This window comes from Photobacterium salinisoli, from assembly GCF_003614885.1.
Lineage (GTDB): Bacteria > Pseudomonadota > Gammaproteobacteria > Enterobacterales > Vibrionaceae > Photobacterium > Photobacterium salinisoli.
Genome location: NZ_QZMS01000007.1, coordinates 1981861 through 2008025 on the forward strand (window position 1 = coordinate 1981861; position 26165 = coordinate 2008025).

At 52.6% G+C, this 26165-nt stretch carries 24 protein-coding genes; 4 read left to right on the forward strand and 20 right to left on the reverse strand.

Annotated elements, in window-relative coordinates; all coding sequences use genetic code 11:
* Window positions 1–54: 54 nt before the first annotated feature.
* Window positions 55–690 carry a glutathione S-transferase family protein gene (locus D6M16_RS09570; RefSeq protein ID WP_120511580.1) on the reverse strand — a complete coding sequence of 212 codons (636 nt, stop codon included), beginning with the start codon at window positions 688–690 and terminating at the stop codon, window positions 55–57.
* A 174-nt stretch (window positions 691–864) separates the two neighbouring features.
* Window positions 865–2037 (reverse strand): MFS transporter, encoded by a 1173-nt coding sequence (locus D6M16_RS09575; protein WP_120511581.1) that lies wholly within the window; start codon window positions 2035–2037, stop codon window positions 865–867.
* Window positions 2038–2132: 95 nt separating this feature from the next.
* Here D6M16_RS09575 and D6M16_RS09580 point away from each other — a divergent pair, with 95 nt between their 5' ends.
* Window positions 2133–3041, forward strand: coding sequence for a LysR family transcriptional regulator (locus D6M16_RS09580; protein WP_120511582.1), 909 nt, complete (start codon window positions 2133–2135; stop codon window positions 3039–3041).
* 342 nt (window positions 3042–3383) lie between these two features.
* Here the strand turns inward: D6M16_RS09580 and D6M16_RS09585 are convergent, their stop codons facing one another.
* From D6M16_RS09585 to serB, 4 genes are all read right to left on the reverse strand, one after another.
* A complete protein-coding gene (locus tag D6M16_RS09585) occupies window positions 3384–3668 on the reverse strand; it encodes a MazG nucleotide pyrophosphohydrolase domain-containing protein (protein WP_120511583.1) in 285 nt (94 codons plus the stop codon).
* 114 nt (window positions 3669–3782) lie between these two features.
* Window positions 3783–4649 carry a PhzF family phenazine biosynthesis protein gene (locus D6M16_RS09590; protein ID WP_120511584.1) on the reverse strand — a complete coding sequence of 289 codons (867 nt, stop codon included), beginning with the start codon at window positions 4647–4649 and terminating at the stop codon, window positions 3783–3785.
* 576 nt (window positions 4650–5225) lie between these two features.
* Window positions 5226–5759 (reverse strand): shikimate kinase, encoded by a 534-nt coding sequence (locus tag D6M16_RS09595; RefSeq protein WP_120511585.1) that lies wholly within the window; start codon window positions 5757–5759, stop codon window positions 5226–5228.
* Window positions 5760–6039: 280 nt separating this feature from the next.
* Window positions 6040–6990, reverse strand: a complete 951-nt coding sequence (gene serB, locus D6M16_RS09600; protein WP_120511586.1) for a phosphoserine phosphatase — start codon at window positions 6988–6990, stop codon at window positions 6040–6042.
* 113 nt (window positions 6991–7103) lie between these two features.
* Between serB and D6M16_RS09605 the strand changes: the two genes are divergently transcribed.
* On the forward strand, window positions 7104–7721 hold the full coding sequence (locus D6M16_RS09605) for a YtjB family periplasmic protein (protein ID WP_120511587.1): 618 nt from the start codon (window positions 7104–7106) through the stop codon (window positions 7719–7721).
* A 153-nt stretch (window positions 7722–7874) separates the two neighbouring features.
* Here the strand turns inward: D6M16_RS09605 and deoD are convergent, their stop codons facing one another.
* From deoD to D6M16_RS09645, 8 genes are all read right to left on the reverse strand, one after another.
* On the reverse strand, window positions 7875–8597 hold the full coding sequence (deoD, locus tag D6M16_RS09610) for a purine-nucleoside phosphorylase (protein WP_120511588.1): 723 nt from the start codon (window positions 8595–8597) through the stop codon (window positions 7875–7877).
* Window positions 8598–8689: 92 nt separating this feature from the next.
* A complete protein-coding gene (deoB, locus tag D6M16_RS09615) occupies window positions 8690–9910 on the reverse strand; it encodes a phosphopentomutase (protein WP_120511589.1) in 1221 nt (406 codons plus the stop codon).
* Between the two features lie 12 nt (window positions 9911–9922).
* Window positions 9923–11254 (reverse strand): thymidine phosphorylase, encoded by a 1332-nt coding sequence (gene deoA, locus D6M16_RS09620; RefSeq protein ID WP_120511590.1) that lies wholly within the window; start codon window positions 11252–11254, stop codon window positions 9923–9925.
* Between the two features lie 168 nt (window positions 11255–11422).
* Entirely contained in the window at window positions 11423–12196 is a 774-nt protein-coding gene (gene deoC / locus D6M16_RS09625; protein ID WP_120511591.1) for a deoxyribose-phosphate aldolase, read from the reverse strand.
* Window positions 12197–12580: 384 nt separating this feature from the next.
* Window positions 12581–12751 carry a XapX domain-containing protein gene (locus D6M16_RS09630; protein WP_120511592.1) on the reverse strand — a complete coding sequence of 57 codons (171 nt, stop codon included), beginning with the start codon at window positions 12749–12751 and terminating at the stop codon, window positions 12581–12583.
* A 292-nt stretch (window positions 12752–13043) separates the two neighbouring features.
* Window positions 13044–14333 carry a NupC/NupG family nucleoside CNT transporter gene (locus D6M16_RS09635; RefSeq protein ID WP_120511593.1) on the reverse strand — a complete coding sequence of 430 codons (1290 nt, stop codon included), beginning with the start codon at window positions 14331–14333 and terminating at the stop codon, window positions 13044–13046.
* 212 nt (window positions 14334–14545) lie between these two features.
* Window positions 14546–15355 (reverse strand): TatD family hydrolase, encoded by an 810-nt coding sequence (locus D6M16_RS09640; RefSeq protein WP_338048214.1) that lies wholly within the window; start codon window positions 15353–15355, stop codon window positions 14546–14548.
* Window positions 15339–15536: a hypothetical protein gene (locus D6M16_RS09645; protein WP_120511594.1), complete on the reverse strand. Its 198-nt coding sequence runs from the start codon at window positions 15534–15536 to the stop codon at window positions 15339–15341. The genes D6M16_RS09640 and D6M16_RS09645 overlap by 17 nt, the downstream gene beginning before the upstream one ends.
* A gap of 225 nt (window positions 15537–15761) precedes the next feature.
* On the opposite strand from D6M16_RS09645, the gene D6M16_RS09650 reads away from it, so the two are divergent.
* Window positions 15762–18467 carry an ImpA family metalloprotease gene (locus tag D6M16_RS09650; RefSeq protein WP_120511595.1) on the forward strand — a complete coding sequence of 902 codons (2706 nt, stop codon included), beginning with the start codon at window positions 15762–15764 and terminating at the stop codon, window positions 18465–18467.
* A gap of 76 nt (window positions 18468–18543) precedes the next feature.
* On the opposite strand, the gene prfC is transcribed toward D6M16_RS09650, so the two are convergent.
* The 6 genes from prfC to ubiT all read right to left on the reverse strand — a co-directional run bounded on the left by prfC (window position 18544) and on the right by ubiT (window position 24939).
* Entirely contained in the window at window positions 18544–20124 is a 1581-nt protein-coding gene (gene prfC, locus D6M16_RS09655) for a peptide chain release factor 3 (RefSeq protein ID WP_120511596.1), read from the reverse strand.
* Window positions 20125–20473: 349 nt separating this feature from the next.
* The gene (locus tag D6M16_RS09660) at window positions 20474–21178 is read right to left on the reverse strand and encodes a hypothetical protein (RefSeq protein ID WP_120511597.1); all 705 of its coding nucleotides are present in this window, start codon (window positions 21176–21178) and stop codon (window positions 20474–20476) included.
* A 9-nt stretch (window positions 21179–21187) separates the two neighbouring features.
* Window positions 21188–22192 carry a 5'/3'-nucleotidase SurE gene (locus D6M16_RS09665; protein WP_120511598.1) on the reverse strand — a complete coding sequence of 335 codons (1005 nt, stop codon included), beginning with the start codon at window positions 22190–22192 and terminating at the stop codon, window positions 21188–21190.
* 155 nt (window positions 22193–22347) lie between these two features.
* Window positions 22348–23490: a hypothetical protein gene (locus tag D6M16_RS09670; protein WP_120511599.1), complete on the reverse strand. Its 1143-nt coding sequence runs from the start codon at window positions 23488–23490 to the stop codon at window positions 22348–22350.
* 22 nt (window positions 23491–23512) lie between these two features.
* Window positions 23513–24391 (reverse strand): type 2 periplasmic-binding domain-containing protein, encoded by an 879-nt coding sequence (locus D6M16_RS09675; protein ID WP_120511600.1) that lies wholly within the window; start codon window positions 24389–24391, stop codon window positions 23513–23515.
* 68 nt (window positions 24392–24459) lie between these two features.
* On the reverse strand, window positions 24460–24939 hold the full coding sequence (ubiT, locus tag D6M16_RS09680; protein ID WP_162940965.1) for a ubiquinone anaerobic biosynthesis accessory factor UbiT: 480 nt from the start codon (window positions 24937–24939) through the stop codon (window positions 24460–24462).
* Between the two features lie 210 nt (window positions 24940–25149).
* Here ubiT and ubiU point away from each other — a divergent pair, with 210 nt between their 5' ends.
* Window positions 25150–26157, forward strand: coding sequence for a ubiquinone anaerobic biosynthesis protein UbiU (ubiU, locus tag D6M16_RS09685; RefSeq protein WP_120511602.1), 1008 nt, complete (start codon window positions 25150–25152; stop codon window positions 26155–26157).
* Window positions 26158–26165: the final 8 nt, after the last annotated feature.

Below are 26165 nucleotides of genomic sequence, written 5' to 3' on the forward strand. Positions count from 1 at the left end.
GCTGGGTTTTGAGGGAGCAGGCCAGTCCGGGCTTACACCCGACTGAAAGACAGTTTAGGCCCGCATCTTGTCGGCCAGTTCGAAATGGGCCATCTGATCCGCGTACGCTTTCCTGAAGGCCGGACGCTGGGTTAAGCGAGCTACATAGGCTTCCGAAGCCGGGCGGTTGCCGGCTGCGCGCACCTGCGGTATGCGCAGCACGTCGACCATCAGCAGGTCCGCAACCGTAAACTGCTCCCCAGCGAGCCATTCTCGCTGGCTCAGCACAGCCTCGAGCTGATCCAACCGCTTGTCCAACCACGCCGTAAGTTCATTGTCCCTGTTACCGGACATCGTCAGAAACCACCAGGGCACACTGACCATTTCAATAGAATTAAGCGCTGCAAAGACCCATTGCAGCGTGTGCGCCTGGCCCACAGCATCTTTCGGCATCAGCTGGTCAGACTGATGCGCAAGGTGTATCAGGCATGCACCACTTTCAAAGAGCTGCATTTCCCCGTCGCTCAAAAACGGAACCTGACCAAAAGGCTGGCGGGCAAGATGGTTCGTCTCACGGTCATCAAACGGGATCGTTTGCACCTTGTAGGGAAGCCCTGCCTCCTCACACGCCCATCGTAACCGCAGATCGCGCACAAATCCGCGCGGGCCTTGAGGCACCCAGTCTAACGTCCAGATAGTCAGCTCGCTCATGGTTCAGATCTCCTGCTGAGTCATATTGTGTTTCAGGGGGATTTAGCCAAGCTTAGCTGAATATTCCTGGTGAGGTTCATCCGGGCAAGGTGCTGACAACAGAAGCATTTTAAAAGGGCAGCAATACTTTACAGCTGTCCGAAAATGCATCAGGGACTACTCTGTCTCAGGTAACTACGACGCTGTTTGGGCAGACGATACGCAAAGCTGAGGCGACATTCCAAGCACGGTCAGACCAAGGATAGCAATGGCAGCTCCCAGCCATATTGTGGCATGCAGACTGAAACCTGCATCCAGTGTCAGGCCTGCCGCAAAGCTGCCGAACATAATCCCGGCATTAATCACAGAGGCGTGCAAGGTGTTGATAAAGGCTCGCTCTCCCTGGGGTAACGACATCAGTCGGCTGACCAGGGCCGGGTTGAGGCTCACCCCGCAACACCCCAACAGGACCAGACAAAGCACTGCCACCCAGCTGGTGTCGGCAAACAGCGCAAACATCACAAAAACAGTGATCATAATAGCCAGACCGCCCATGATTGTTGCTTTCGCATGCTTCACAGCCAGACCAGCAACGACATAGTTTCCAACCAGCATGCACAGCCCGTAAGCCAAGAGTAACCAGGTAACAGCCCCTTCCGGCAGAGCCGCTAAATCAGTCAGAATCGGCACGATAAAGCTAAAAGGCGCATAAACCGCACCAATCACACAAAAGCTGGTCGCAAACACCCACCATAACTTCACATCTGCTACCCCTTTCAGCTCTTGCTTTAACGGATGCGAAGCTTCTGCTGGCAAGGACGGAACCACCTTCAGCGTCAAGACTGCGCTGAACACTGCCAGTGCCACGACCACATAAAAGCTTTCACGCCATCCCCAATATTCTGCAATCACTTTTGCCAGAGGCAAGCCGATAATGGTGCCCAACATGATACCTGCCAGCACCATTGCAACGGCTCGCAACGTGTCTTTGGGGGCGACCATCCTTGAACAAAGCCCAATCGATACCCCAAAGAATGCGCCAGACACCATACCTGTAACAGCACGTGCCAGCATCAGCTGGGTATAGCTTTGTGCCAGAGCACCAAAAAGCTCACCCAGAATAAAAAGGGTATACAGGCAAGCCAGAATCGTGCGCGGTGGGAAACGAGACAGCGCCAGCATGAGGATTGGGCCGCCAATGGCCATACTGGCAGCAAAGGCAGAGACCAGATAACCGACCTCAGCAATGGACACACCCAGATCGGCTGCCAGCGCAGGCATAAAACCCAGCACCTGCAACTCGCAGGAAATCATGATAAAGATACCGAGACTAAGAAGGTAAACCGCTGAAGGTAAAGGAGATCGCATAAATTCATTCCAAGTGATGTTTAAGGTTCACCCAGTATCATTTATGACATATGATCGATAAATACTTTGAACTCATTTCACTAATGACTTAAATCATGGATGCTGATCTCAATGCCATCAGGCAATTCATTAAAGTGGCCGACCACCAAAGCTTCACCGTTGCAGCCACGCAGCTAGGTATTACGCAATCGGGTATTTCCAGGGCTATCAGCAGACTGGAAGCACAGTTGGGTGTGAAATTGTTACATCGCAATACCCGCAGCCTGAGCCTGACCGCAGACGGTGAATTATTTCTGTCTCGCGTCCGCCCATTAATCTCCGGACTTTCTGATGCTCAGCATGAAATGCAGCATCATGGCAATGCGCCACAAGGCACGCTGAAAGTCAGTGCCCCTTCCGCATTTGGACGGGCTATCCTGATGCCAATCGTCAGTGAGCTACTGGAATCCCATCCCCAGTTAAACATCGAACTGGTTTTGACCGACCGAATCGTCGACATTATTGATGAGGGATTTGATGCGGTCATTCGCAGCGGCCCCGTTGCCGATGCCCGAGTGATAGCTAAGCGCTTATCGCCAGCCCATTGGGTCACAGTGGCCTCTGCCAAATACCTTGCCAGACGTGGCGTCCCAAAGTGTATCAACGAGTTATCAGAACATAATTGCCTGAGAGTTCGTTTATCTTCAAACGGGCTGATTAACCCATGGCGGTTTACGGATAACGGTAAACCCATCAGCATTGATGTGAGTGGGAATCTGATTCTGGATCATGGCGACCCTTTGGTTGAAGCAGCCGTCACCGGCACCGGAATTGTGCAGCTACTGACTTTCTTCGTCCGGCCATATCTCGCCGACGGACGCTTACAGGAAGTGCTCAGCCACAATGCACCGCCTCCCCAGCCACTGACTTTGCTCTACCCGCCATCGCGTCAATATTCAGCCAAACTGACTGTGTTTCGCGAGGCGCTCCTGTCCCACTGGGGTGATCGATCGGCAGACAGATGACGTGCAGGCGTGCTCTTGTTGATTACAGTGCCGATCGACATCTCTTATCCTTGATGGGCACTGAGCCAAGATGCTACTTCACAGACCCTTTTAAAAAGGCATCAATTCTTGCGGTACGTATGTCGCGCTTGAGTTCGTTGTTCTAATCAGCATTGTTTGATGCGCGCCAGACACTCTTTGTCTGCTCAAATAGTGCCCAGAAAAGCCTTGGGTTCTCTGCTGTTGTCCGGGTCGGTTGTAGGCGCTCCCGGCGCCGACAACCTAAAAATACATCCATGTATTTTTACCCTGGGGTGGTGGCTGGCTATCCTTCTGAGGATGCTCACCTGTGTAACACGCGATCTATCGGTTGTACTTCGCCTTATTCAAGACTTCTTTGAGTTCATGGGTTTTCTCTAGATTAACGCCATGAATATTGGCTAAAGCACAGACGTAATACAACACATCATATAATTCTTCAGCCACTGACCCTTTGAGGTCATCCAATGTGGGTTGTCCGCCTGTGCCTTGACGAATAGACTCCGACAATTCACCGACTTCTTCGATTAATTTGAGAAAATAGTGCTCAGATTGCTCGGGGGCATGATCGAACGTTTTTATATGACTTTGTAACTCAGATAACTTCATCACATCCTTCTTGTCTCGTTTTCTCTGCTCAGCGTAAAACGACTCGTTCCAGGCCTAAAAATACGGGGCTGTCATCGCGAAAAAATCACGGACTCTGCTCATTGAAACACAGAGTTAAAAGAAGACTTGCTGCAGCCCAATCTCATGCGCATAACCGCCGACCCTTACCTTGATGATATCGTGCTCTTTCAACTCAACGGCCGCGGTAATGATGGAAACGCAATTCATTGCCCTGCCTTGTTCGAAAAGAAAACGATTCGAATGTTCGCTACCAAGGTGCTTGGATAAATAACAGGCTAAGGCGCCGCTGGCACTGCCGGTTGCGGATTCTTCCGAGATACCGAACAACGGGGCAAAGTTTCGACAACTCGCGGTCAGACCACTGTCTTTGCCACACAATTCAAACGCATGAAGACCAACAAGATGATGTTTTCTGCAAAAATCACTGAGTCGATCTTCATTCACCCGGATTTTATCTAAGTACCCATATGGCACGGGCACAATGATGTCACTCAGACCAGTGGAAATAATTTCGATGGGTAACCCGGTTGACGCCAGCACGGCTGCATCGATACCAATGAGTTCTGATATCGCCTCGTAAGCCAGTTCCCCAAGGTATTCAGGTAGCTTCTGTTCCATAATTATCTGGCCGTCAGGCGCTATGGTGACGGCAAGCAAGCCAGCTTTCGTGCGTTGAACATATTGCCCTTCGGATATCATCCCTTTTTGATACAGGGTTGAAAATGCCGCCAAAGTTGCATGACCGCAGAAATCCACTTCACTCGTGGTGGTAAAGAAAGACACGGCAAAGTCGGCTTCGTCATCTTGCGACACAAACGCGGTTTCTGAAAAACCAACAGCTTTGGCGATGTTTAATTTTTCTTCATCAGAAAGATTATCTGCCTGCAACACCACGCCGGCAGGGTTTCCGCCAGTGCCATTGAAAGTGAAGGCGTTCACCAGATAAGCGTCAATTTTCATGAATCTGTATTTCCCCGTATAACAAATGGTATGCAATCCCTTTCAACAGACTTTGCCACAGTGTGCATCATTAAGCCAACATGTTGTTCTGCAAACCATTTTAAATGACATCCATTGTTACGAAACGCATGGCGCGCTTGGTCTGCTCGATGAGTGCCCAGAAAAGCCTTTTTGGATCTCTGGTGTTGTCATTTCTCTAACGAATAAAGGATGAGGTTTGCAACATCCATTGTTGCGGTACATATGTCGCGCTTGAGTTCGGTGTTCTTCTCAGCATTGTTTGATGCACGCCAGACACTCTTTGTCTGCTCAAAGAGTGTCCAGAAAAGCCTTTTCGGTTCTCTGAAGTTGTCCGGGTCGGTTGTCGGCACTGGGGCTGCGGACAACTGTAATGCCCCTGTTAATGTTAAAGCGCACAGACATTATAAGTAGATAGTCATGCTTGGTGGATCATATCTCTGTACGTCGCACCTTGCCGGAACGGAATAATGTCCAAAATAGCGAGTAGCCAAAATCATGGGCCTTATAGAATGAAAAATCAGCGTGATTTTGGGCTACCGACGCCATAATTACTTGTTACTTGCATAACCCATTTACGTACAGCTTAGCCATTTTGGGGCTTGTGACGCGCACTAATTTAATATGGCTGTACTTCGGATCATTGAACATTTCCGTGTAGCGAACGCGATTATTTTTGTATGTTTTCAGTGTCCACAATATAACGGAGTCCTTACTGAAAAATGACTTGCTAAATGTTTCGACATTCCCTGCTTTGTTCCACAATTCTTGTTTGGACACAGACCGGATAAATGCTCGTTTTACAGCTTGATAAAGCGTTCGGGCTAATGAGTAGTCAACCCATATCACGGTATCGACATATGCCCATTTTATCGGTGCGGTTCGATTATAGTTGCCATCTAGCACCCATGTTTCCTGAGAAAGTGCATGTTCAAGTTTAAGAAAGAACTCTTCATCGGTGGATTCCTGCCAATTCGGTTTCCAGAACATAGCGTCCATTTCAATGTATGGGAAACCCAGCTTGGTAGCCAACATACGACCAACAGTGGATTTTCCGCTTCCACTGGTGCCCACAATATTAATCCGTTTCATAGCTCCTACCTGAAATGTGACCTAATACATAATGCCTAATATTCAACTTAATGGCATCAAGTCGTCTCGTATAACTTCACAATCAGAACAACGACAAATGATCCCCCTAAAAGCGGCATAACTCGTTGCAGGCAGGGTGAACACTGTTGTCCTCTTCCGAGGGCCCCAAACATCCGAGCCAGGCTTCTTATTGGATACATCAAATCACACCTAGCTCCTCACCGAAAAAAAGCGAAACCAACCAGTTTCGCTTTTTATTTTGGAGATGACGCAAAAATACTTACCAGCTGATTTTCTGCGGCCACAGGGAAGCGGAAAGGATACACAGCACGCCGCCAAGATCGGCGTAGCGGACGGCGGCGGGTGCTGCGGCGACCACTTTGGGTTTAGCGTGATAAGCAATCCCCAGACCGGCCGCGGCCATCATCACCAGGTCATTGGCGCCGTCACCGACCGCCACTGTATTGTGCCTGGCGATGTCGTACTCTTCTGCCAGTTCGCGCAAGATATCGGCTTTTGTTTGTGCATCGACCACGCTACCGAGTACCTGACCTGTCAGTTTACCGTCGACAATTTCCAACCGGTTGGACTGCGCGTGAGCCAGGTTCAGCTCCTCTTTAAGATAGTCGGAGAAATAGGTAAAACCGCCGGAGGCAATCGCGGTTTTCCAGCCGTATTTATGTAACTCGGCCACCAGCTCGCGCATTTCCGGCATCAAAGGAAGCTGGCTGCGAACCTGCTGCAGAATCTCAGCACTGGCCCCTTTGAGGGTGCCGACGCGCTGGCGCAGGCTCTGTTCAAAATCCAGCTCGCCCTGCATGGCCCGTTCAGTCACTTCCGCCACCTGCTCACCGACACCGGCCAGTTTGGCAATTTCATCAATGCATTCAATTTGAATCGCCGTAGAGTCCATATCAAACACCACCAAGCCCGGTTCGGATAAATCCGGCAAGTCTTTATAATGGGCGTAGTCAATCTTATTGGCGTCCAGCGCACTGATCAGGGTATCGGATAGAGGATTGGTCAGCAGCAGTACATCGTAATCGCCTACCTTCCAGGCGGCCACCAGCGACAGGCTTTCCCCTGTCTGGGTTTCCAGGCGCTCGATACGATCTATGGTCAGAGATTGACTGTAAATCACTGAAGTAACATGTTTAACATCCAGATTACTGCTGGCAACACAGTCTGGAAAGCGGGTATGAAGCGATGTATGTTTTTTGATGGTTAGCACTGTATATCACATCCCTGTATAGGCGTATTCAACTCCCTTCAAAGTACCCTATTGCAATTTGTCAGGGCAAGTCCCAATATTGCTCAGTTAGCCTTATCGAAGAAGTCACGACTATGTTTAAGTTCAAAACTGTACGCATGCAGCGTATCTGGCAGTTTGTGGTATTGGCCGTTAGCTTTGCCGGCCTGATTACCATGCTGGAGTACGGCGCCCGGCTGAATCAGAATAACTTCAACATGCTGAGTGAGCAGACCCAGTCGCTGTCTCGCATTATCGCCCGTCAGGCGGCCAGTACGGCAGTTGGCGATATTCTCGACAAACAGCAGGACAAACTGCAGGATCTGGTCAACCGTATTTCTGATGAACCCCTGATACTCGATGCCAGTATTTATGATCTCGAAGGGGTTCCACTGGCACAAACCGAAGATGCGATGCCGCTTGAGCAGGTATCCGGCCTGACCACCCCACTCTCTACCGCCAGCATCGGCCGCCAGCAGCTGGTTCAGCCGGTGATGACCGATGAGGGTCAGGTGGTCGGCTTTATCCGCCTGACACTGGAACACGGCAAACTGGTCCAGCACGCGGCCGATCAGATTGACAGTATGACCAACACTGTACGCGGAATGTTACTGGTCGCGCTGTTTATAGGTTTTATTCTGGCTTATACCTTCGGACGCCGAAAAGACGTGTGGCATTTTCCGTTTCTGCTGACGGCCAATGCCAAGGATTAGAGATTCTCTTTTGTGAGGGAAAAGCGATTTCAGACGGTATGCTCAGAAAAGCTTGAAACAAAAAAAGACGACCATACGGTCGTCTTTTGCTTTGAGTCAGAGGCCAAAACCTCTTTTGCGCGTCCGCCTGTCTCCACAAGCGTAGACTCAAACTCAGGCGTCTTTATCACCCAGCAGGACAGATTCCAGGGCGATTTCCATCATCTCTAAAAACGTGGTCTGACGCTCATCAGACGTCGTCGCTTCGCCACGCAGAATGTGGTCAGACACAGTGCAGATGGTCAGGGCTTTAGCGCCGAATTCCGCCGCCACACCGTAAATCCCGGCCGCTTCCATTTCCACGCCCAGAATGCCGTACTTGTCCATGGTCTTGAAGAAGTCGAAATCCGGGTTATAGAACAGATCGGCAGAGAACAGGTTACCGACTTTCACCTCGATCCCTTTGGCTTTAGCGGCATCCACCGCGTTTTGCACCATGCCAAAATCAGCAATGGCCGCAAAATCGTGACCACCGAAACGGATGCGGTTCACTTTCGAGTCGGTGGAAGCGCCCATGCCGATCACCACATCGCGCAGGTTGACGTCATCACGCACCGCACCGCAGCTGCCGACCCGGATGATTTTCTTCACGCCGAAGTATTTGACCAGCTCAGTGGCATAGATAGAACAGGAAGGAATGCCCATACCGTGACCCATAACAGAGATCTTGCGACCTTTGTACGTGCCCGTAAAACCGTACATATTGCGCACATTACAGACTTCCTTCACCTCTTCCAGGAAAGTGTCTGCAATGAACTTGGCGCGCAATGGGTCGCCCGGCATCAGCACAACGTCGGCAAAATCACCCATTTCAGCGTTAATATGTGGAGTAGCCATCTGTTCGCTCCTTAAATTTATTGAATTGCCTCATCCATTATGGACGAGGCAGTGGCGCTTTCAGCGCCAAACCTCACCACACTGTTGTGCGGTTACAGAAAAGATTTGCCGTAATCCATTGGTGAAGTGCCGAAGTAGCTCGCCAGGCTCTGGCCGATATCGGCAAAGGTGTCACGACGACCCAGTGAGCCTGCCGGGATCTTAGGACCACTTACCAGCACAGGAATGTGCTCACGGGTATGGTCGGTGCCCGGCCAGGTAGGATCACAACCGTGATCAGCCGTAATGATCAGCACATCGTCTTCTTTCAGCTGCGACAACAGCTCAGGCAGGCGACGGTCAAAATATTCCAGCGCGGCGGCATAACCGGCCACATCGCGGCGGTGGCCGTAGGCGGAGTCGAAATCGACAAAGTTAGTGAACACTATGGTGTTGTCACCGGCTTTATCCATTTGCGCCAGTGTGGCATCAAACAGGGCTTCCAGACCGGTCGCTTTCACTTTCTGGGTGATACCGCAGTGGGCGTAAATATCGGCAATTTTACCGACAGACACGACCTCGCCCTGCTTCTCTTCCACCAGTTTTTGCAGCACAGTGGCCGACGGCGGCTCAAGTGACAAGTCACGGCGGTTACCTGTACGTTCGAACTGACCTTTGGCCGGACCGATAAACGGACGGGCAATCACACGGCCGATATTGTAGTCTTCCAGCTCTTCGCGAACGATCTCGCACAGCGTCATCAGGTTATCGAGACCATAGGTCTCTTCGTGACAGGCAATCTGGAACACGGAATCGGCTGAGGTGTAGAAAATCGGCTTGCCGGTTTTCATGTGTTCCTCGCCCAGATCGTCCAGCACCTGGGTGCCGGAAGCGTGGCAATTACCCAGGTAACCCGGCAGTTGTGCGCGCTCGACAATGCGATCCAGCAGTTCCTGCGGGAAACTGTTGCTGGTGTCGCTGAAGTATCCCCAGTCGAACAATACCGGCACACCGGCGATTTCCCAGTGGCCCGACGGGGTGTCTTTACCGGATGAAATCTCAGCAGCGTGACCGTAGGCGCCCGTGATCTCAGCCACAGGATCCAGCCCTTGCGGGAATTCACCGCAGGACTCTTCCGCTGCTTTACCCAACCCCAGCCGGGTCAGGTTTGGCAGGTTCAGCTGGCCGCTGCGATCGGCATTGTCAGCGCGGCCTTCGGCACAGGCTTTGGCAATATGGCCCATGGTGTTCGAACCCACATCGCCAAATTTGACTGCATCTTCAGTGGCACCCAAGCCAAAAGAATCGAGTACCAGGATAATTGCTCTTTTCATCATTGCTCCAATTTAGACATCTTCAGCACGGATGCGGCGATACACCTCAGGGGTCGCCGCAGGTGCCTGCTCTGTAACTGTGACAGCCTGACGAACAGCCTGCGCCGCTTCCTGCCATTGTGCTTCAGTGCGAGCATGGATAACGGCCAGCGGCGTCTGATTATCCAGCGTCTGCCCCAGACGGATCATGTCCGTCAGGCCTACCGCATAATCAATGCTGTCAGAGGCCACTTTCCGGCCACCGCCCATACTCACCACGGCCATGCCCAGTGCGCGGGTATCCATCGCCCCGGCAAAACCGCTGGTTTCCGCAAACACAGGTTTGATGATCTCTGCATTTGCCAGATAGTTATTATAATTTTCAACAAAATCCGCCGGGCCACCCAGGCCGTGAACCATTTTGCCGAACCGCTCTGCCGCTGTTCCGTTATCCAGCACCGCCTGCAACTTAGCACGGGCTTCGCTTTCCTCTTTGGCCAGACCGGCGTTGAGGAGCATGTCGGCGCACAGCGCCATGGTGACTTCAAACAAGCGCGGATTGCGGTATTCGCCGGTCAGGAACTGAACGGCTTCGCGCACTTCTACTGCGTTACCGGCACTGGAGGCCAGTACCTGGTTCATGTCAGTCAGCAAGGCGGTGGTTTTGGTGCCGGCCCCGTTGGCCACGGCCACAATGGATTTCGCCAGCGCTTCAGAAGCTTCATAGGTTGGCATGAAAGCACCTGACCCCACTTTGACGTCCATCACTAACGACTCCAGCCCGGCGGCCAGTTTCTTCGACAGAATCGACGCGGTGATCAGCGAGATGTTATCGACCGTCGCGGTAATATCGCGGGTGGCATATAAACGCTTGTCTGCAGGAGCAAGATCACCGGTTTGGCCGATAATGGCCACACCCGCATTCTTAGTGACCTGGCCGAACACCTCGTTCGACGGCATGATGTTATAACCCGGAATGGATTCCAGTTTATCCAGTGTGCCACCGGTATGGCCCAGACCACGACCGGAAATCATAGGTACAAACCCGCCGCAGGCGGCGACCATAGGGCCGAGCATCAGCGAGGTCACATCTCCCACACCACCGGTGGAGTGTTTGTCGACAATCGGGCCACCGAAATTCATATGATCCCAGCTCAGCACCATACCGGAATCGCGCATGGCACAGGTCAGCGCGACCCGCTCATTCATGGTCATGTCGTTGAAGTACACCGCCATCGCGAAAGCTGCGATCTGGCCTTCAGACACAGTGTCTTTGGCGATGCCCTGAATAAAGAAGTTAATTTCGTCTGGAGTGAGTGCGATGTTATCGCGCTTCTTGCGGATAATTTCCTGAGGTAAATACATAGGATGCCTCGACATGGCTGGGGAAAGACAATAACGTCCGGCAAAGCACACAGTGCCTGACATGCCGACAGCCGCTGTCTTTCCCTTTATTTGGCAGTTTCCTGTGGCAGTCCATCAAGCCGGCTGCCACAGATCAGGGTCAGAATCGGTCAACCGATACCAGCGGAATCAGTAACCGCCTTCAGCTGCTTTTTCGCCTTCACCCAAGGTGTTGAGCAGGTTCGCCAGCAGGCTGGATGCACCAAAACGGTAGTGCATGTTATCAGCCCAGTCAGCGCCCAGAATACGATCAGCCATGGCCAGATACTGCGCTGCATCTTCTGCAGTGCGCACACCACCCGCTGGTTTAAAGCCTACTTTGTCCTGCACACCCATGTCTTTGATCACGGTCAGCATAATCTCAGCTGATTCCGGGGTGGCATTCACAGGCACTTTACCCGTCGAGGTCTTGATAAAATCAGCACCCGCCTGAATGGAGATTTCAGACGCTTTGCGGATCAGAGCCGGATCTTTCAGCTCACCGGTTTCAATAATCACTTTCAGCAGAATATCGCCACAAGCGGCTTTACACTGTTTAACCAGCTCAAAGCCCACCTCTTCGTTACCGGCAATCAGAGCACGGTACGGGAACACCACATCCACTTCATCTGCGCCGTAAGCAACGGCCGCTTTGGTTTCAGCAACGGCAATTTCAATATCATCATTGCCGTGCGGGAAGTTGGTCACAGTAGCAATACGGACTTCCGGCGTGCCCTGCTCGCGCAGCTGCTTCTTGGCAACCGGAATAAAACGTGGATAAATACAAATCGCGGCAGTATTACCGACAGGGGTTTTCGCGTTCTTACACAGTTCGATCACTTTCGCATCGGTATCGTCATCGTTCAGTGTGGTCAGATCCATCAGTTTTAACGCACGCAGTGCAGCCGTTTTTAAATCGCTCATGACTTTCTCCAGTCGATTATGTTCTACCAAGTGTTCTGTTCTCTTTGTCCATTCAGAAAATGGCACTCCGAAGATTGTAGCCTCAGAGAAACAGAAGCGGACTTGATTCCATGAAGACTCAGGCGCTTTACAGCGTGCCCGAACGACGTCCTTTTCACCGCGCAAGGTGGCTATCACCTTGCCAGCCATTCATTTTTACATCCCGAATCACAAAATCATCAGGATATTTTCACGCAGATATCATCAACCTGCGATTGCACGCAGCCATTTTACCAAGGAGCTCAGAGGCAAACCATACAATAGACGTTTCCCTGAGTGGATAATGTGTTGACCCAGCACACGGCTATCGTCATCTCTCTGTCCGGATGCATTCTGCTCCCTTGATCAGGAGAAGAAACGTTCAATCAGCCATTGATACAGCTGCCCGCCGACATACACGCCGACAATGCCCATCACCCCCGATAATACAGGGGGAGCCGGAATCGGCAGTTTGAGTGCAGAAAACATCAGCCCGACTATCACACCTGCCAGTAAAGCCACTATCACTTCATGCATGCTATCACTCCAGTTGTTGTTACCAGACCGGGAAAGCGAAGCAATCCGGCCTGGAAATACTCACAGAGTGTAGACTGCAGAAAACCAAGTGTCTGCTGACCCCTTTAGCATGCGCGTACAGCCCGAGCGAAGGAAGTGACAATTGGCGCTTTTTAGCGGCTTTTACCGGAAATGATTCAGATAGTTACTGATTCTGTTGACTACCGCCAGTGTCAGCGGCAAAGAAAATGCGAGGCAAAAAAAACGCCACAGCTAAGCTGTGGCGTTTTCAATCTGACGGTTTCTGACTGAATTACAGTGACAGGAACAGACCTGCAATAGTTGCAGACATCAGGTTAGACAGCGTACCTGCGGCAACGGCTTTCATACCGAAGCGGGCAATGTCGTGACGACGGCTTGGTGCCAGACCGCCCAGACCACCCAGCAGGATAGCGATAGAAGACAGGTTGGCGAAACCACACAGGGCGAAAGAAATGATCGCTTTGGTCTTCTCAGACATCGCTACACCCGTTTCAGCAACCAGCAGACCACCATCAGCCACATCTTTCAGGTACGGCGTGAAGTTCAGGTAAGCCACGAACTCGTTCACGACTATTTTCTGACCGATGAAGGAACCGGCAATCTGTGCTTCATTCCAAGGCACACCAATCAGGAAGGCCAGCGGCTGGAATACATAACCCAGGATCAGTTCCAGCGTCAGTTCAGGCATACCGAACCAGCCACCGACACCACCCAGAATACCATTGATCAGGGCAATCAGACCGATGAATGCCAGCAGCATCGCACCGACGTTCAGCGCCAGTTGCATACCGGAAGAGGCACCCGCAGCCGCTGCGTCAATCACGTTAGCAGGCTTGTCATCGTGACTATCATCATCTTTATCACCGCCCAATTGATCCACTGGCGTTTCTGTTTCAGGTTTGATGATTTTCGCAAACAACAGGCCACCTGGTGCTGCCATGAAAGAAGCTGCGATCAGGTATTCCAGCGGTACACCCATAGAGGCATAACCGGCCAGTACACCACCGGCAACAGACGCCAGGCCACCACACATCACCGCAAACAGCTCAGACTGAGTCATCTTAGGTACAAACGGACGCACAACCAGCGGTGCTTCAGTTTGACCCACGAAAATGTTCGCTGTTGCAGACATGGATTCGGCACGGGACGTTCCCAACGCTTTTTGCAGTGCGCCACCCAGAATGTTAATCACAAACTGCATGATACCCAGGTAGTACAGTACGCTAATCAGTGCTGAGAAGAACACGATAACCGGCAGTACTTTCAGGGCGAAAACGAAGCCGCCGCCACCGAAGACTTCAAACATCTTGCCTGAGACCAGACCGCCGAACAGGAAGGAAATCCCCTGATCACCATATCCGATCACATTGGCTACGAACTGCGATGCACCATACAGCACATCGCGGCCTACCGGCACATAAAGAACAAATGCGCCGAAGAAGAATTGAATGGCAAACGCGCCACCCACAGTACGTAAGTTAATAGCTTTACGGTTATCAGACAGCAGCACAGCCACAAGCAGCAGCACAACCATCCCAACCAGGCTCATAAACACGCTCATAGTTTATGGCATCCCTATAGTTAAATTTTGGCGTCTCGACAATTCGGCTCTCTCAAGAGTCGGGCGCATTATACGCATGGCAACTTACAGCATGTAATGCACACATCACACTTTGATTGGAAACCGAGTGAAAGTTGAACATCAAGTGTGATTTAGCTCACACCAAGGCACCACCTGATGCATAAAGAAAAGACAGAGAAATGTCAGATTCATCAAATTTGAGAAGGCAGTTCAAACAAAACTTCTGCATTTTTGCTAGTAGCAGCAGCAAGTACCGCCAATGATTCTGATCTCAGCTCAGCCAGAGCCGCTAGTACTAACGCCACTCTGTCCGGCTGATTCGGCTCTCCCTGATAACCGGCCAACGGCATATCTGGCGCATCGGTTTCCAGTAACATCGCATCAAGAGGTAACTGACTCATTGTAGTTCGAGTTTTGTTCGCTCTGCGATAGGTGATCGTACCACCTACACCAATTTTGATACCTAGATCAAGAAGTTGAGACGCTTGCTGCAAACTGCCGCTGAATGCATGATAAACCCCTCCCCGAATTGGCGGGCAGGATTTCAGGCATTGCATCAGTTCAGGAAAGGCTTTCCGGCAGTGAAGTATCACCGGCAGGTTAAATTGATTGGCAAATTCCAGTTGCCTGATCAGCCAGCCCATCTGCTGCTGTCTGTCTGCGGCGGCAATCGCAAAGTCCAGCCCGCATTCCCCGACAGCCACACAGCGGTTGCCCGCCTCCTGACTGACTTTTTCCAGCATCGTCCCCAGCTGGGCCAGTGTGCCGGCATCATGCTCGGAGGCAAAATACGGGTGCATGCCCAGCGCATAGAAGAGCGCTGGCTGTGACGGGGAAGCCGACCGGGAACAGAGAGACTGAATGGGCTGCCAGTTACGCGCCCCGACCGATGGGATCACTATATGGCTGACACCAGCCTGCCCGGCCAGTGCCAGATAGGGCTCTGGATCACCGGCAAACGGCGGAAAATCAAAATGGCAGTGGCTATCGATCAACTGCACGCGAGTCATCCTCTGCGGCCGTTTTGCAGGCTTTCATTCTGGCAGCACGCTGCACCGGATGGCGGGCATCGTCTTCATCATAGCGGACCGGTGCGCAGCAACGGCGGTTTTCCGGGACAAAGCCCATACGTTCGCACCAGGCATCGTATTGCGCCAGCCAACGGCGGATCAGTCTTAACATGTCAATCCTCTCCCTTCCTATCTGGTGAATCTCGCCATCATTATGTCAGGCAATGTCTGTCAGCAACAGACAGGCATTCACAGCAGCATGTCCCGCTGGCGATACTTTAAGCCGCAACAACATTTTTTCAAAAACCCGTTTTCCAGCCCAAGTTTTTCCCACATTTCAGCATGCTGTGGCTATTTATGATACTAAGCGCGTAAGATTCAGCGACCGCAGACCCTCATGAACAAATACACGTTGCTCTGTTTACTCTCACTGACAGCCTGTGGTGGAGAGAACACGCCCTCACCGTCTTCCGGTAATCCGTCCGTTCCGCAGCCAGATTCAGGTTTTCCTCCGGCGATTACACAGCCCGATGATCCCATCGCCAACGCAGTGAAACACGGTGATCCGAGACTGTTACCTGCCAGTAGCACTGTGCTTGAACAACGGATTGCCGATCTTATCGACGCAGAACAGGCCGCACTCAGCACCACACACGATCGCATTTTTGCCAATCAGGCAATTGACTATGATCCTAGCCGAAACTCCCGCCTTTTCAGTTTTCAGTCATTGACCAGCGCAAAAGCGCTGATCAATGGCAATCAGGGAAACACTCTGGCCACCATGAGCGATCAGCATGCCCGTCGCAGCGTTGCCTTCGGCAGTAACATACTGCGGGATCTTGATGCGGGCGGGAACACGGCTTTCGCCTCCGCCATGAAAAGCATCACAGATTGGCTGCTTGCTCCCGCTTCGCAGACAGAAAATGAGACGCTCAACGTGGCTTTTATGCTCATCAGCGCCAGTCAGTATCAGCAGTCAAAAAACTGGCTGGCCGGCCGCTACCCGAAGGCCGATTTCAGACTCTGCACGGATGAAGCACAGCTGGCCGAATGTTTATCTGCAGCGCAGCTGGTCGTTACCGGATCCAGCGGCACGTTCAGCGATTCAGCCGTTCAGGCCGCCCTCAATAGTGTTGCCGCCCGAAAGCAGTCCCTGTTGTACGTCCACACGAACAGCTGGAATGCCACACCGCTGACGAACCTGGTTCTGAGCTACTTTGGGGTCCGAACCGAGGCTGTCGGCGGTGCTGGTAATTATTTTTCACAAGACCGCGCCCGCTGGACATCAGCTGCCGAGATGCGCGCAGAGACGGGGCATCTGACTGGTATAAAAGCGCTGACGACGCACCTTCAGCATGACAGCTTCAGCTTTTCCGTGGCAGATTGCGAAGATGACAATCAAAGTTGCAGCAACCTTCCAGCCTTTAGCCGCGAGTTTCTGGCCCCGGCCGAGTCACTGCGCCGTAGTGTCGCTGCCCTTGATGCAACAGCAACAGATATCTTTGCCCTCCCGGGGCAATTTACATTGGAAAAGCACCTGATCCTTCTGGCGGATAAATACCGTGAAGGGGTACAGTTTCCCATGTCAAAAAGCACCACTTCTACGCTGACCTTTCTCAAGAGTTATTTTGCCGATCATCTGGTATACAACTCACGGCGCTTCAATCCGGCCCAACCTGATTTAGGCAACTTCAGCCGGACTGACTTCAGCCATGTCACCCCGACCGAGAAAACCGTCACGCTGAGCAGCCGCCAACCATGGCGTGCCGCCGGTGTGTATGCGCTGCCTGGCCAGACATTTACCGTGACCCGCACCGATCACCAAGATGCCGTGGCCGCCAGTGTCTTTATCAATACTCAGCGTCCGGCTTCCACCAAACCGATGGCCGTCAACGATGGTTACCAGCGCCCGAAATACCTCCAGTCTCACCATCTGGCGATTAAGGCTGGTCAAACCCTGACGATCACCTCTCCCTATGGCGGCCCGATCCAGATTGGTTTTTCCGATCTGGGTACGGCAATGACCTTTACTTTTCGTCAGGTTGGCCTGCACCCATACTGGCAGCCGGGGAACAACGACGCCGCCTTTATCGCAGCCGTGAACACCAATGCATTTGACTGGGCGGAGGTGGCAGCAGAACATTTTGAGATCCATTCACGAAACAGCCGGATGCAGACCACACTGTCCGACAACAGCCGCTGGGATACCCCCGGTGAAATGGCGGACTTCATCACCACCTATCACCACAGTGCTCTCCGATCACTGGCAGGATATCAGGGGGAGCACATCGCCCCGATCAGTGAGGTGCAAGCCTTTGCAAACCAGCATAATCTGAATACTCCCGTATGGGATCAGGTTCAGCACATGAATGCCGACCAGCCAACCTGCGGCTATGGGTGTTCGGGTAATCCCTACGATGCAGGCTGGGCCTTTGGTGTGCTGAGTCACGGTGACTTACATGAAGTTGGCCACAATGTCGAAAGTGGTCGCTTTAAATTCAACGGCTTTGAAGGTCATGCCACCACTAATTTTTATTCGTACTACCCCAAATCTCTCGCCGCCGTCAATGAACCGGGTTATGACCCTCAGTGCCAGTCGCTGCCGTTTGACGTTATGCTGACGGATCTCAGACAAAGCCAGCTGACCTCAGATCCTGCGGCTTATATGGCTGCTCGGTTAGGAAGCAGCTGGAGTCAGGGCATCGCGTTAGTGATCCAGATGATGATGCATGCGCAGGACAAAGGAAAACTGGCCAACGGCTGGCATCTGATTGCCCGGCTGCACTTACTGGACAAAGCCTTCGCCGAGGCCGATAACGATGAGGCAAGCTGGGAAGCAAAAAAAGCGGCTCTGGGCTTCAGCACTTATACGCTCGAGGACACGAAGAATATGGATAACAATGATTGGCTATTGATTTCGGCCAGCTACGCGACCGGGCTGGATTATCGGCCGTATCTGGATCTGATGGGACTTAGGTACAGCAGCAAAGCAAATACCCAGCTGTCAGCATTCGGCTATGCCGCGGTTGATAAGGCATTCTTCAATCCGACATCAAACCGGGCCTACTGTGACTCTCTGAGTCAGAACAAGGTGTATTTCTGATCGCATCGCCATGCGTCATAATCACAAAAAAGCCCCTGCATGCAGGGGGCTTTTTCGTTCATCTGGTAATCTGCGATCAGTGCTCGCGGGTGGCGCGGAAATCCACTTCAGGGAAACGCTCTTTGGCCAGATTGAGGTTGACCATGGTCGGTGCAATGTAAGTGAGATTATCACCGCCATCCAGCGCCAGGTTGACTTCATTCTTGCGACGGAATTCCTCGAATTTCTTGCCGTCGCCACATTCTACCCAGCGCGCCGTTGCCACGTTGACGCTCTCGTAAATGGCTTCGACATTGTATTCCGCTTTCAACCGGGCCACGACCACGTCAAACTGCAGCACACCGACTGCGCCCACGATCAAATCATTGTTGAGCAGCGGACGGAATACCTGCACCGCCCCTTCTTCCGACAGCTGCACCAGACCTTTCAGCAATTGTTTTTGCTTTAGCGGATCTTTAAGACGGATACGGCGGAACAGCTCAGGCGCAAAGTTCGGAATACCGGCAAACTTTAAGCTTTCACCCTGTGTAAAGGTATCGCCAATCTGAATCGTACCGTGGTTATGCAGACCAATGATGTCGCCGGCATAGGCGGTTTCAGCACGGGAGCGGTCACCGGCCATGAAAGTCACGGCATCCGAAATGCTGATGTTCTTGCCGATACGGACATGGTTCATCTTCATGCCCTGGGTATAAGTGCCCGAGACGATGCGCATAAAGGCAATACGGTCGCGGTGTTTAGGATCCATATTGGCCTGAATCTTGAAGACGAAGCCGGAGAACTTCTCTTCCGTAGCTTCAACATCACGCTCATTGGCCTGACGCGGCAGTGGCGCAGGTGCCCACTCAGTCAGGCCGTCAAGCATGTGGTCAACACCAAAGTTACCCAGTGCCGTACCGAAGAATACCGGCGTCAGCTCACCTTTGAGGAACAGTTCACGATCAAATTCATGCGAGGCGCCCAGCACCAGTTCCAGCTCGTCACGCAGCTGACCGGCCAGATCCTCGCCAACAGCCGCGTCCAGTTCAGGGTTGTCCAGGCCTTTCACAATCCGGACTTCCTGAATGGTATGGCCCTGACCGGTGGCATACAGAATGGTTTCGTCACGGTGAATGTGATAGACACCCTTGAACTCTTTACCACAACCAATCGGCCAGCTGACCGGCGCACAGGCAATGTTCAGCTCGCTTTCCACTTCATCCAGCAATTCCATCGGATCGCGGATGTCACGGTCGAGTTTGTTCATAAAGGTCACGATAGGCGTATCGCGCAGACGGGTCACTTCCATCAGCTTACGGGTCCGGTCCTCAACACCTTTCGCCGCATCAATCACCATCAGGCAGGAGTCCACCGCTGTCAGGGTACGGTAGGTATCTTCCGAGAAATCTTCGTGCCCCGGGGTATCGAGCAGGTTGACCAGACACTCGTTGTACGGGAACTGCATCACAGAGGTAGTGACCGAGATGCCCCGCTCTTTCTCCATTTCCATCCAGTCCGACTTGGCGTGCTGGTTAGAGCCGCGGCCTTTGACTGTACCGGCGCGCTGCAGGGCGTTTCCGAACAGCAGTACTTTTTCAGTAATGGTGGTTTTACCCGCATCCGGGTGAGAAATGATGGCAAAGGTGCGGCGTTTGCCCACTTCAGTTAAAAAAGACATATTCAGTGAAGATCCAGTTATCGAATTAAGTCAGCCCAGGCGAGATCCGTAAAAACGCGGCGCCCGGTATGTCAGTTGAGTCTTGCCCGGAACTAGCCGGGTAATGGCTGATTAACCTGTGGTTACATCCTGGCCTCTGTTTGCTCTTCTGTGCCGTAACAGGCAATAGGGGATGACTTGGGTATATGATGGCGGAATTATACGCAAAGTCTGCGCAAAGAAACAGTCACTCGCCACTCAAGCTGCTGCCAACAGGCAAACGAAGAAGCATAACTGAACGGAAATCGGCAACAAGCCAGTCTGTACTGCCCTGTCGCCGAGGATTGTTCTGAGTTCGGAGCAAGCTTTTCTAGCCGGCAACCTTGACCCAAACCTGAGGAAAATATGTAACCTCAGTCTGAAAGTTAAAGCTGAACAGTGTGTCATTATCGACCACGGTTGCCCCATAAGCCTGAGATAAAGGCAAATGACAAGCGTTGTTGGCGTCGACTGTCATCACCCACAGATTAGCCAGCGAGTCAGACGCTGAAAAACGCGCCGCAGATTCACATTCTCCCCCTGAAAAGCGGGCATTGCCCAGAGCATCCAGCGTCAGGGTGTAAAGCTGGCCGTTCCATGCAGCCTGATACTCACCGGCGACAAAACCAGCATCTTGCGCAGAGGACGAATCGGCGGCCAGGCGGGTTGTCCCTTCAGGGGTGTCGCACACAAAGGCGTTTTGCTGTCCCTGGCATTGATAGTGTATGTCGGCAAAATAATAGGTCGCTTGCTCCTGTCCGGCAGCACGCTTTTTGGCCCGAAATGAGCGTTGGTGATCCCTGTCATCCCACACGGTCAGTAACGGCAGCCGTCCGCTTTCTGCGATGAGCTGCACCTCCAGCGGATTACCGGCGGCATCTTGAGCCACAGCGCGATACACCCCGGTCAGTGCAGCCTGACCGGGGTGTATCGCGCTGTCATTACCGCTGTCTGTGCTCTTGTCCTTGTCTGAACCATTACACCCCGCCAGAACAAGCCCCAGCATCAGGCACAGTAGACGTGAATAGTTTTTCATCGCCGCCTCCTAGTTCAGACCCAGCAAACGCTGCTCTGTCAGTGACACCTTGGCGCGCGACGCCTGCACATTGCCGTCTATGGTACTGATAGTGATATATCCCGCCTTCACCGCATTGCCTTCCGAGTTGGCGTTGGCATCTCCGGCATCTCCCATGGCGAACGACAGCCCTTGCTTACCCTGCATCGCCGCCTGTGCGGTGGCCTCGGCCGTTGCCTGATCCATGCCGCCCGCCATCAGCTTCTGCACCATATAACCCATCAGCACAGCATCACCGGAAAGGTCATCACTGAATTTAAGCGCAATACCGCCGCCGTTCCAGCCCACATCGGTAAACTTGTAACCCAGATTATTCGACATATCTTCCGGGGTATTAATATTCAGGCCAGTATAAGCAGGCAGTAACGGGGCACCTGCCGGACGGCTGCTTTCCAGTGTCGCGACCACATCGACCACAGCGTTTGCCACCAACTCAGACTGAGCCGCATCATGCGCAGTATTCTCATGGGCGCTGACGGCAATCGCCGGGATCCCGCGGCTCAGTGCAATCATAGTTGCCCCTAAAGTCCCTGAGTTGTTGTTCATGAAGCCCAGATTGTTTCCTTCATTCGGGCCGGAAATCACCAAATCAGGCGCCTTGCCCCAAACAGTTTGCGCAGCCACATCAATACCATAGAGCACAGCCATCACAGGTGTGCCTTCGGCATAGTCTTCAAACGCCACACTGGTGTCGGTATCGCCGACACAGAATTCATGCTCTGAGGCTTTCGTTTCATCCACACTGACCGGTTTCAGAAAGGTCATCGCACCGCCTTTACCGCTCTGGCCTGTACAGGGGGCAGACATAATCACATTATGCCCGGCCGCTATCAGGGCTGACTTCATTAGCTGAATATTCTGCGTGCTCCAGCTGTCATCATTGGTCAGCACAATATTCATTGCCATCAGTGGCGAGCTGATGACAGAAGCGGAGATCAGGCTGGCAGCCAGCAGTTTTTCCTTTGCGAATTTCATTATGGTTCCTACAGTAAGTTCAACATATTCCTCCCTGCATCAGGAGGGTGCGCTTACTTTTGCGAAAAACCATGACGACTCTGTGACACGGCGGACCACAACGAAATCAGAGATATCCAAAAAATAAAACACTTATTTTTCAGTCTATTAAGATATCACCTGGCAATGGTGATTTTTTCTGGAGATATCTTCAAACGGTATTCGGCCTGAGGAATGTCCTCCCGTTTCCGGCTCTCAAACAGATACGCTTCCGTCGCCTCCTCACCAGCCATAGCTGACAGTGCTTCTTTGATTTTGCTGCGATTCTGATCCAGCGATTTGGCTTTCAGTCCGGCCTGTTCCAGCTCACGAATGGCCCGGCCATGCCCGCCGTACTCATGCATCAGCGCCAGCAAGGAGTGTGCTGAATCCCTGTCGGGTTTATTGGACGGCGGGTTTTTCACCCAACCTTCAGCCTTCAGTTCTTTACGTTTCAGGGCATACCATAATAAGTACAGCGCCGGGGTGACCGATAAAGCAACAGGTATGCCGGCAAAGAACACCTGCACTTTGCCGCCGGTTACATCAAAATGCAGCTCAGGAGGCTGACTGGCTCGCGTCAGCAAAGACACCACATATTGCTGCTCGGAGCTAAACCTCGCTCGGTTCGTTTCAATCAGTATATGGAGCAGGCGGGTATTGATCGGTAGATCCGGATGCATGTCGCGAAAACACAGAACACCGGCCCTGATTTTCGACCGCCTTGGCACCCTGTCCTGATGAAGCCATACAGCCTCTTGCCGCAAAAACAGCGTGATCAGATGTTGATCTTCGTCTTTGATCGGTTTGCCGATCACCTGCCAGCCCAGCGCTGTGACTAACGTCAGCAACAGACTGAAACTCATCCAGGGCAGCGGCTGTATGCTGCAGTCTATCTGTAACCAGGTTTGCGGTGCGTCCGGTGAGCCATGCCACCAGCTCATAGACCATGGCAACCAGTGGCTGTGGCCGACCGACGCGGGCTCTCCCTGTTGGCCAAAATGATAAAGATGACTGTGGCACTGCTGGAGCAAAGATAAGAGCGGATTTCCCTGCACGCCGTCGAGCTCCCGCGCTAAACGCTGGCCCAGAAGCTGTTCCAGCGCAGGCACCAGCTGGTAGTCTGCACTGTCCTGCCAGGCGGTTGCCATGACAGGCTCGACACGCTCTGCAATCACGCTCAGGTACTCTAGATAGCGCCCGAATGAAGAGCCAGCCAGTAGGGTCAGAGCATAAAGCAGCGACAGCCACAATAAGGGGGAGTAACGCGTTAATGTCATGGTGAACAATCCGAGCTGCGCCTTATCGTAAAGACGATAAGGTCTTTTGAATGGCCAGTAACGTTTGAGATGAAGAGACCCGGGAGCTGACGTACCAAGCCCCGGAGGAAACCTGAGCGGCAATCAACACTGTTGACTGCACAGCCGGAGAGCGGGACAGAGCGCTGAAACTCGTATCCGCAACAACATCCACCTCGCCACTCAACAGTGCCTGCTCCAGAGCGTCCCGCGAGGGATAAAACCGGATCTGCCTGTCGTCAGCCGCGATTTGCATGCTATTGAGCTGATTCATAGGTAACTGATAGCCGGACAGACTAAAGGGATCATCCAGCAGGCCTACATTAAGATGCTCAAAGTCAGGGTTATTGCCCTGAAAACCGGCTGCCGTGGCATACCAGTAGACATCATATCCAGGCAACGTCAGCAGGGGCTGATAATAGTCCAGATAACTTGGGCTCATGCCGTTCAGTACGTAATCCCGCCCCCACATCACATCATAAAACTGACTGTAAATGTGTGCCGGAACGAACTCACTGCGCGATTGCCAGAACACACTGACATCACTGTAATGGCTCATAATCGCAGGCTGGGCGCACAATGCTTTCAGGATAGGCAGGGATAATTGGTGCACAGGCGTGAACACGCGCAGCGGGACGGCAGCACTCGTCTGCCCCTGAGCAGCACCGATATCGCGGCAAGACACCTGATTGTATGCTGAAATCGTCACTACCGGCGCCGCCGGACTGAGAGTCCAGACCAACAGCAAGCACACAGCCAGCACCACTGCTGAGCGTGCCCCCCAATAGCCCCCTTTTCCCCGCCATTGCGGATCAATGAGCGAGTGACATTTTCTCACCCATTGAGCCGTGAATAGCCGGGTTTGCCGTTTTACTGCATCCATGCCTGCTCATACCCGCATCCCTTTGCTGCAAGCAGCATAAACAGCCACTGTGAAATTTGTATGACAAGCTATGTAGTGCCGTACAGTACCGCCGCTTTGGTCAGCAACCAGTGTAACGACTTAGGCCAACGGTCCGGCTCAAGGCTGTCCAGCAGATTTTTTACCGCCAGACCGAGCTCAGTATCTCCCGTCATCATTAATCGGCGCTGGAAGAAAAGCGTATCGGGATCCACCTTACGGGCGGCTATACGTAACAAATCCTGGCTGCTGGCTTTCATCACCGCATTCGGTGCAGGCACCGAGGGTAAGACCACCAGCCTTTCGCTATTCAGTGTCAGGGTGAACGCCCAATCCAGATCCACTATCGTGATCGTCACCGTCCTGTCAGCCAGAAAATCCAGCTCACCGTCGGATAACGCCTCTTTGAACACCACAGCCAACGCCTGCTCTATCAGTCCTTTATGAACAAAAAACGGTGTCAGCCTGCAATGGTATTTCAACAACTGCGGTGCCAGTTCAGGTAAGCCCGGCAAGATCTGCAAGTGCACTGTGAATCCCTCTTCAATCATTGTGATGGCATCAGCTTACGGGAAATCAAGACGGCGCTTACTGCGATACATCAATAATCCGGACAAGCGCAGTTCCCCCAAAAGGGGTATAGCGTTTAAAAACAAGAAAAAACCTGCGTGATATCAAGATCGTCTCCCGCCAGCTTTTTAAGATGTCAGCCATTCTTTCGACACCTAAGGAGCCCGGGTATGGAACTGCTCTGCCCGGCGGGCAATTTGCCCGCACTCAAGACAGCCATCGATAATGGCGCCGATGCGGTCTACATCGGCTTTAAAGATGACACCAATGCCCGTCATTTTACCGGCCTGAATTTTGACGGCCGACGACTCGAACAAGCCGCAGACTATGTCCGCCAGCACAACCGAAAACTGCATGTTGCCCTCAATACCTTTGCCCATCCTGACGGATTCGGCCGCTGGCAGCAGGCTGTCGACAAAGCCGCCGCACTGGGCGTTGATGCCCTGATTGTGGCTGATATCGCGATCCTGGATTATGCCGCCCGCCACTATCCTGAGCTGGAGCTGCACCTGTCGGTTCAGGCATCGGCGACCAATACAGAAGCCATTGCGTTTTACCGTGCTCACTTCAACGTAAAGCGAGTCGTCCTGCCCCGTGTGCTGTCCATTCACCAGGTAAAGCAGCTTGCCCGCAATAGCCAGGTCGAGCTTGAAGTCTTTGCTTTTGGCAGTTTGTGCATCATGGCTGAAGGCCGGTGTTATTTATCTTCTTATCTGACCGGTGAGTCGCCCAACACAGCCGGGGCCTGCTCGCCGGCCAGATTCGTCCGATGGCAGGAAACCGGGGACGGACTGGAATCGCGCCTGAACGGTATTTTGATTGATCGTTACAGTCAGGGTGAAAAAGCCGGCTATCCCACCTTATGCAAAGGGCGATTTGATACACAAGTTAACGGACTGGCTCAACGGGGACATGTTCTGGAAGCACCGACCAGCCTCAATACCCTCAGTTTGCTTCCTGAGCTGTTCAGAACAGGCGTAGCCTCGGTCAAAATTGAAGGCAGACAACGCAGCCAGGCTTATGTAGAGCAAGTCACCCGAACCTGGCGGCAGGCTATCGACAGTTACCGGGCCAATCCCGGTGCCTATCAGGTTCAGCAGCAATGGGACGACACGCTCAGTCGCCTGTCGGAAGGGTCGCAAACCACACTGGGCGCTTACCAGCGACAGTGGCAATAACAGGAGAG

Bases quoted from the DNA above. Each gene is read 5' to 3' on its own strand.
- D6M16_RS09665 (WP_120511598.1), bottom strand. From the start codon at position 22,192: ATGAAATTCGCAAAGGAAAAACTGCTGGCTGCCAGCCTGATCTCCGCT.
- D6M16_RS09630 (WP_120511592.1), bottom strand. From the start codon at position 12,751: ATGCATGAAGTGATAGTGGCTTTACTGGCAGGTGTGATAGTCGGGCTG.
- D6M16_RS09590 (WP_120511584.1), bottom strand. From the start codon at position 4,649: ATGAAAATTGACGCTTATCTGGTGAACGCCTTCACTTTCAATGGCACT.
- D6M16_RS09660 (WP_120511597.1), bottom strand. From the start codon at position 21,178: ATGAAAAACTATTCACGTCTACTGTGCCTGATGCTGGGGCTTGTTCTG.
- D6M16_RS09580 (WP_120511582.1), top strand. From the start codon at position 2,133: ATGGATGCTGATCTCAATGCCATCAGGCAATTCATTAAAGTGGCCGAC.
- D6M16_RS09605 (WP_120511587.1), top strand. From the start codon at position 7,104: ATGTTTAAGTTCAAAACTGTACGCATGCAGCGTATCTGGCAGTTTGTG.
- ubiU (WP_120511602.1), top strand. From the start codon at position 25,150: ATGGAACTGCTCTGCCCGGCGGGCAATTTGCCCGCACTCAAGACAGCC.
- D6M16_RS09675 (WP_120511600.1), bottom strand. From the start codon at position 24,391: ATGGATGCAGTAAAACGGCAAACCCGGCTATTCACGGCTCAATGGGTG.
- D6M16_RS09595 (WP_120511585.1), bottom strand. From the start codon at position 5,759: ATGAAACGGATTAATATTGTGGGCACCAGTGGAAGCGGAAAATCCACT.
- D6M16_RS09635 (WP_120511593.1), bottom strand. From the start codon at position 14,333: ATGAGCGTGTTTATGAGCCTGGTTGGGATGGTTGTGCTGCTGCTTGTG.
- deoB (WP_120511589.1), bottom strand. From the start codon at position 9,910: ATGAAAAGAGCAATTATCCTGGTACTCGATTCTTTTGGCTTGGGTGCC.
- D6M16_RS09585 (WP_120511583.1), bottom strand. From the start codon at position 3,668: ATGAAGTTATCTGAGTTACAAAGTCATATAAAAACGTTCGATCATGCC.
- D6M16_RS09570 (WP_120511580.1), bottom strand. From the start codon at position 690: ATGAGCGAGCTGACTATCTGGACGTTAGACTGGGTGCCTCAAGGCCCG.
- D6M16_RS09650 (WP_120511595.1), top strand. From the start codon at position 15,762: ATGAACAAATACACGTTGCTCTGTTTACTCTCACTGACAGCCTGTGGT.
- D6M16_RS09645 (WP_120511594.1), bottom strand. From the start codon at position 15,536: ATGTTAAGACTGATCCGCCGTTGGCTGGCGCAATACGATGCCTGGTGC.
- D6M16_RS09670 (WP_120511599.1), bottom strand. From the start codon at position 23,490: ATGACATTAACGCGTTACTCCCCCTTATTGTGGCTGTCGCTGCTTTAT.
- deoA (WP_120511590.1), bottom strand. From the start codon at position 11,254: ATGTATTTACCTCAGGAAATTATCCGCAAGAAGCGCGATAACATCGCA.
- deoC (WP_120511591.1), bottom strand. From the start codon at position 12,196: ATGAGCGATTTAAAAACGGCTGCACTGCGTGCGTTAAAACTGATGGAT.
- deoD (WP_120511588.1), bottom strand. From the start codon at position 8,597: ATGGCTACTCCACATATTAACGCTGAAATGGGTGATTTTGCCGACGTT.
- D6M16_RS09575 (WP_120511581.1), bottom strand. From the start codon at position 2,037: ATGCGATCTCCTTTACCTTCAGCGGTTTACCTTCTTAGTCTCGGTATC.
- prfC (WP_120511596.1), bottom strand. From the start codon at position 20,124: ATGTCTTTTTTAACTGAAGTGGGCAAACGCCGCACCTTTGCCATCATT.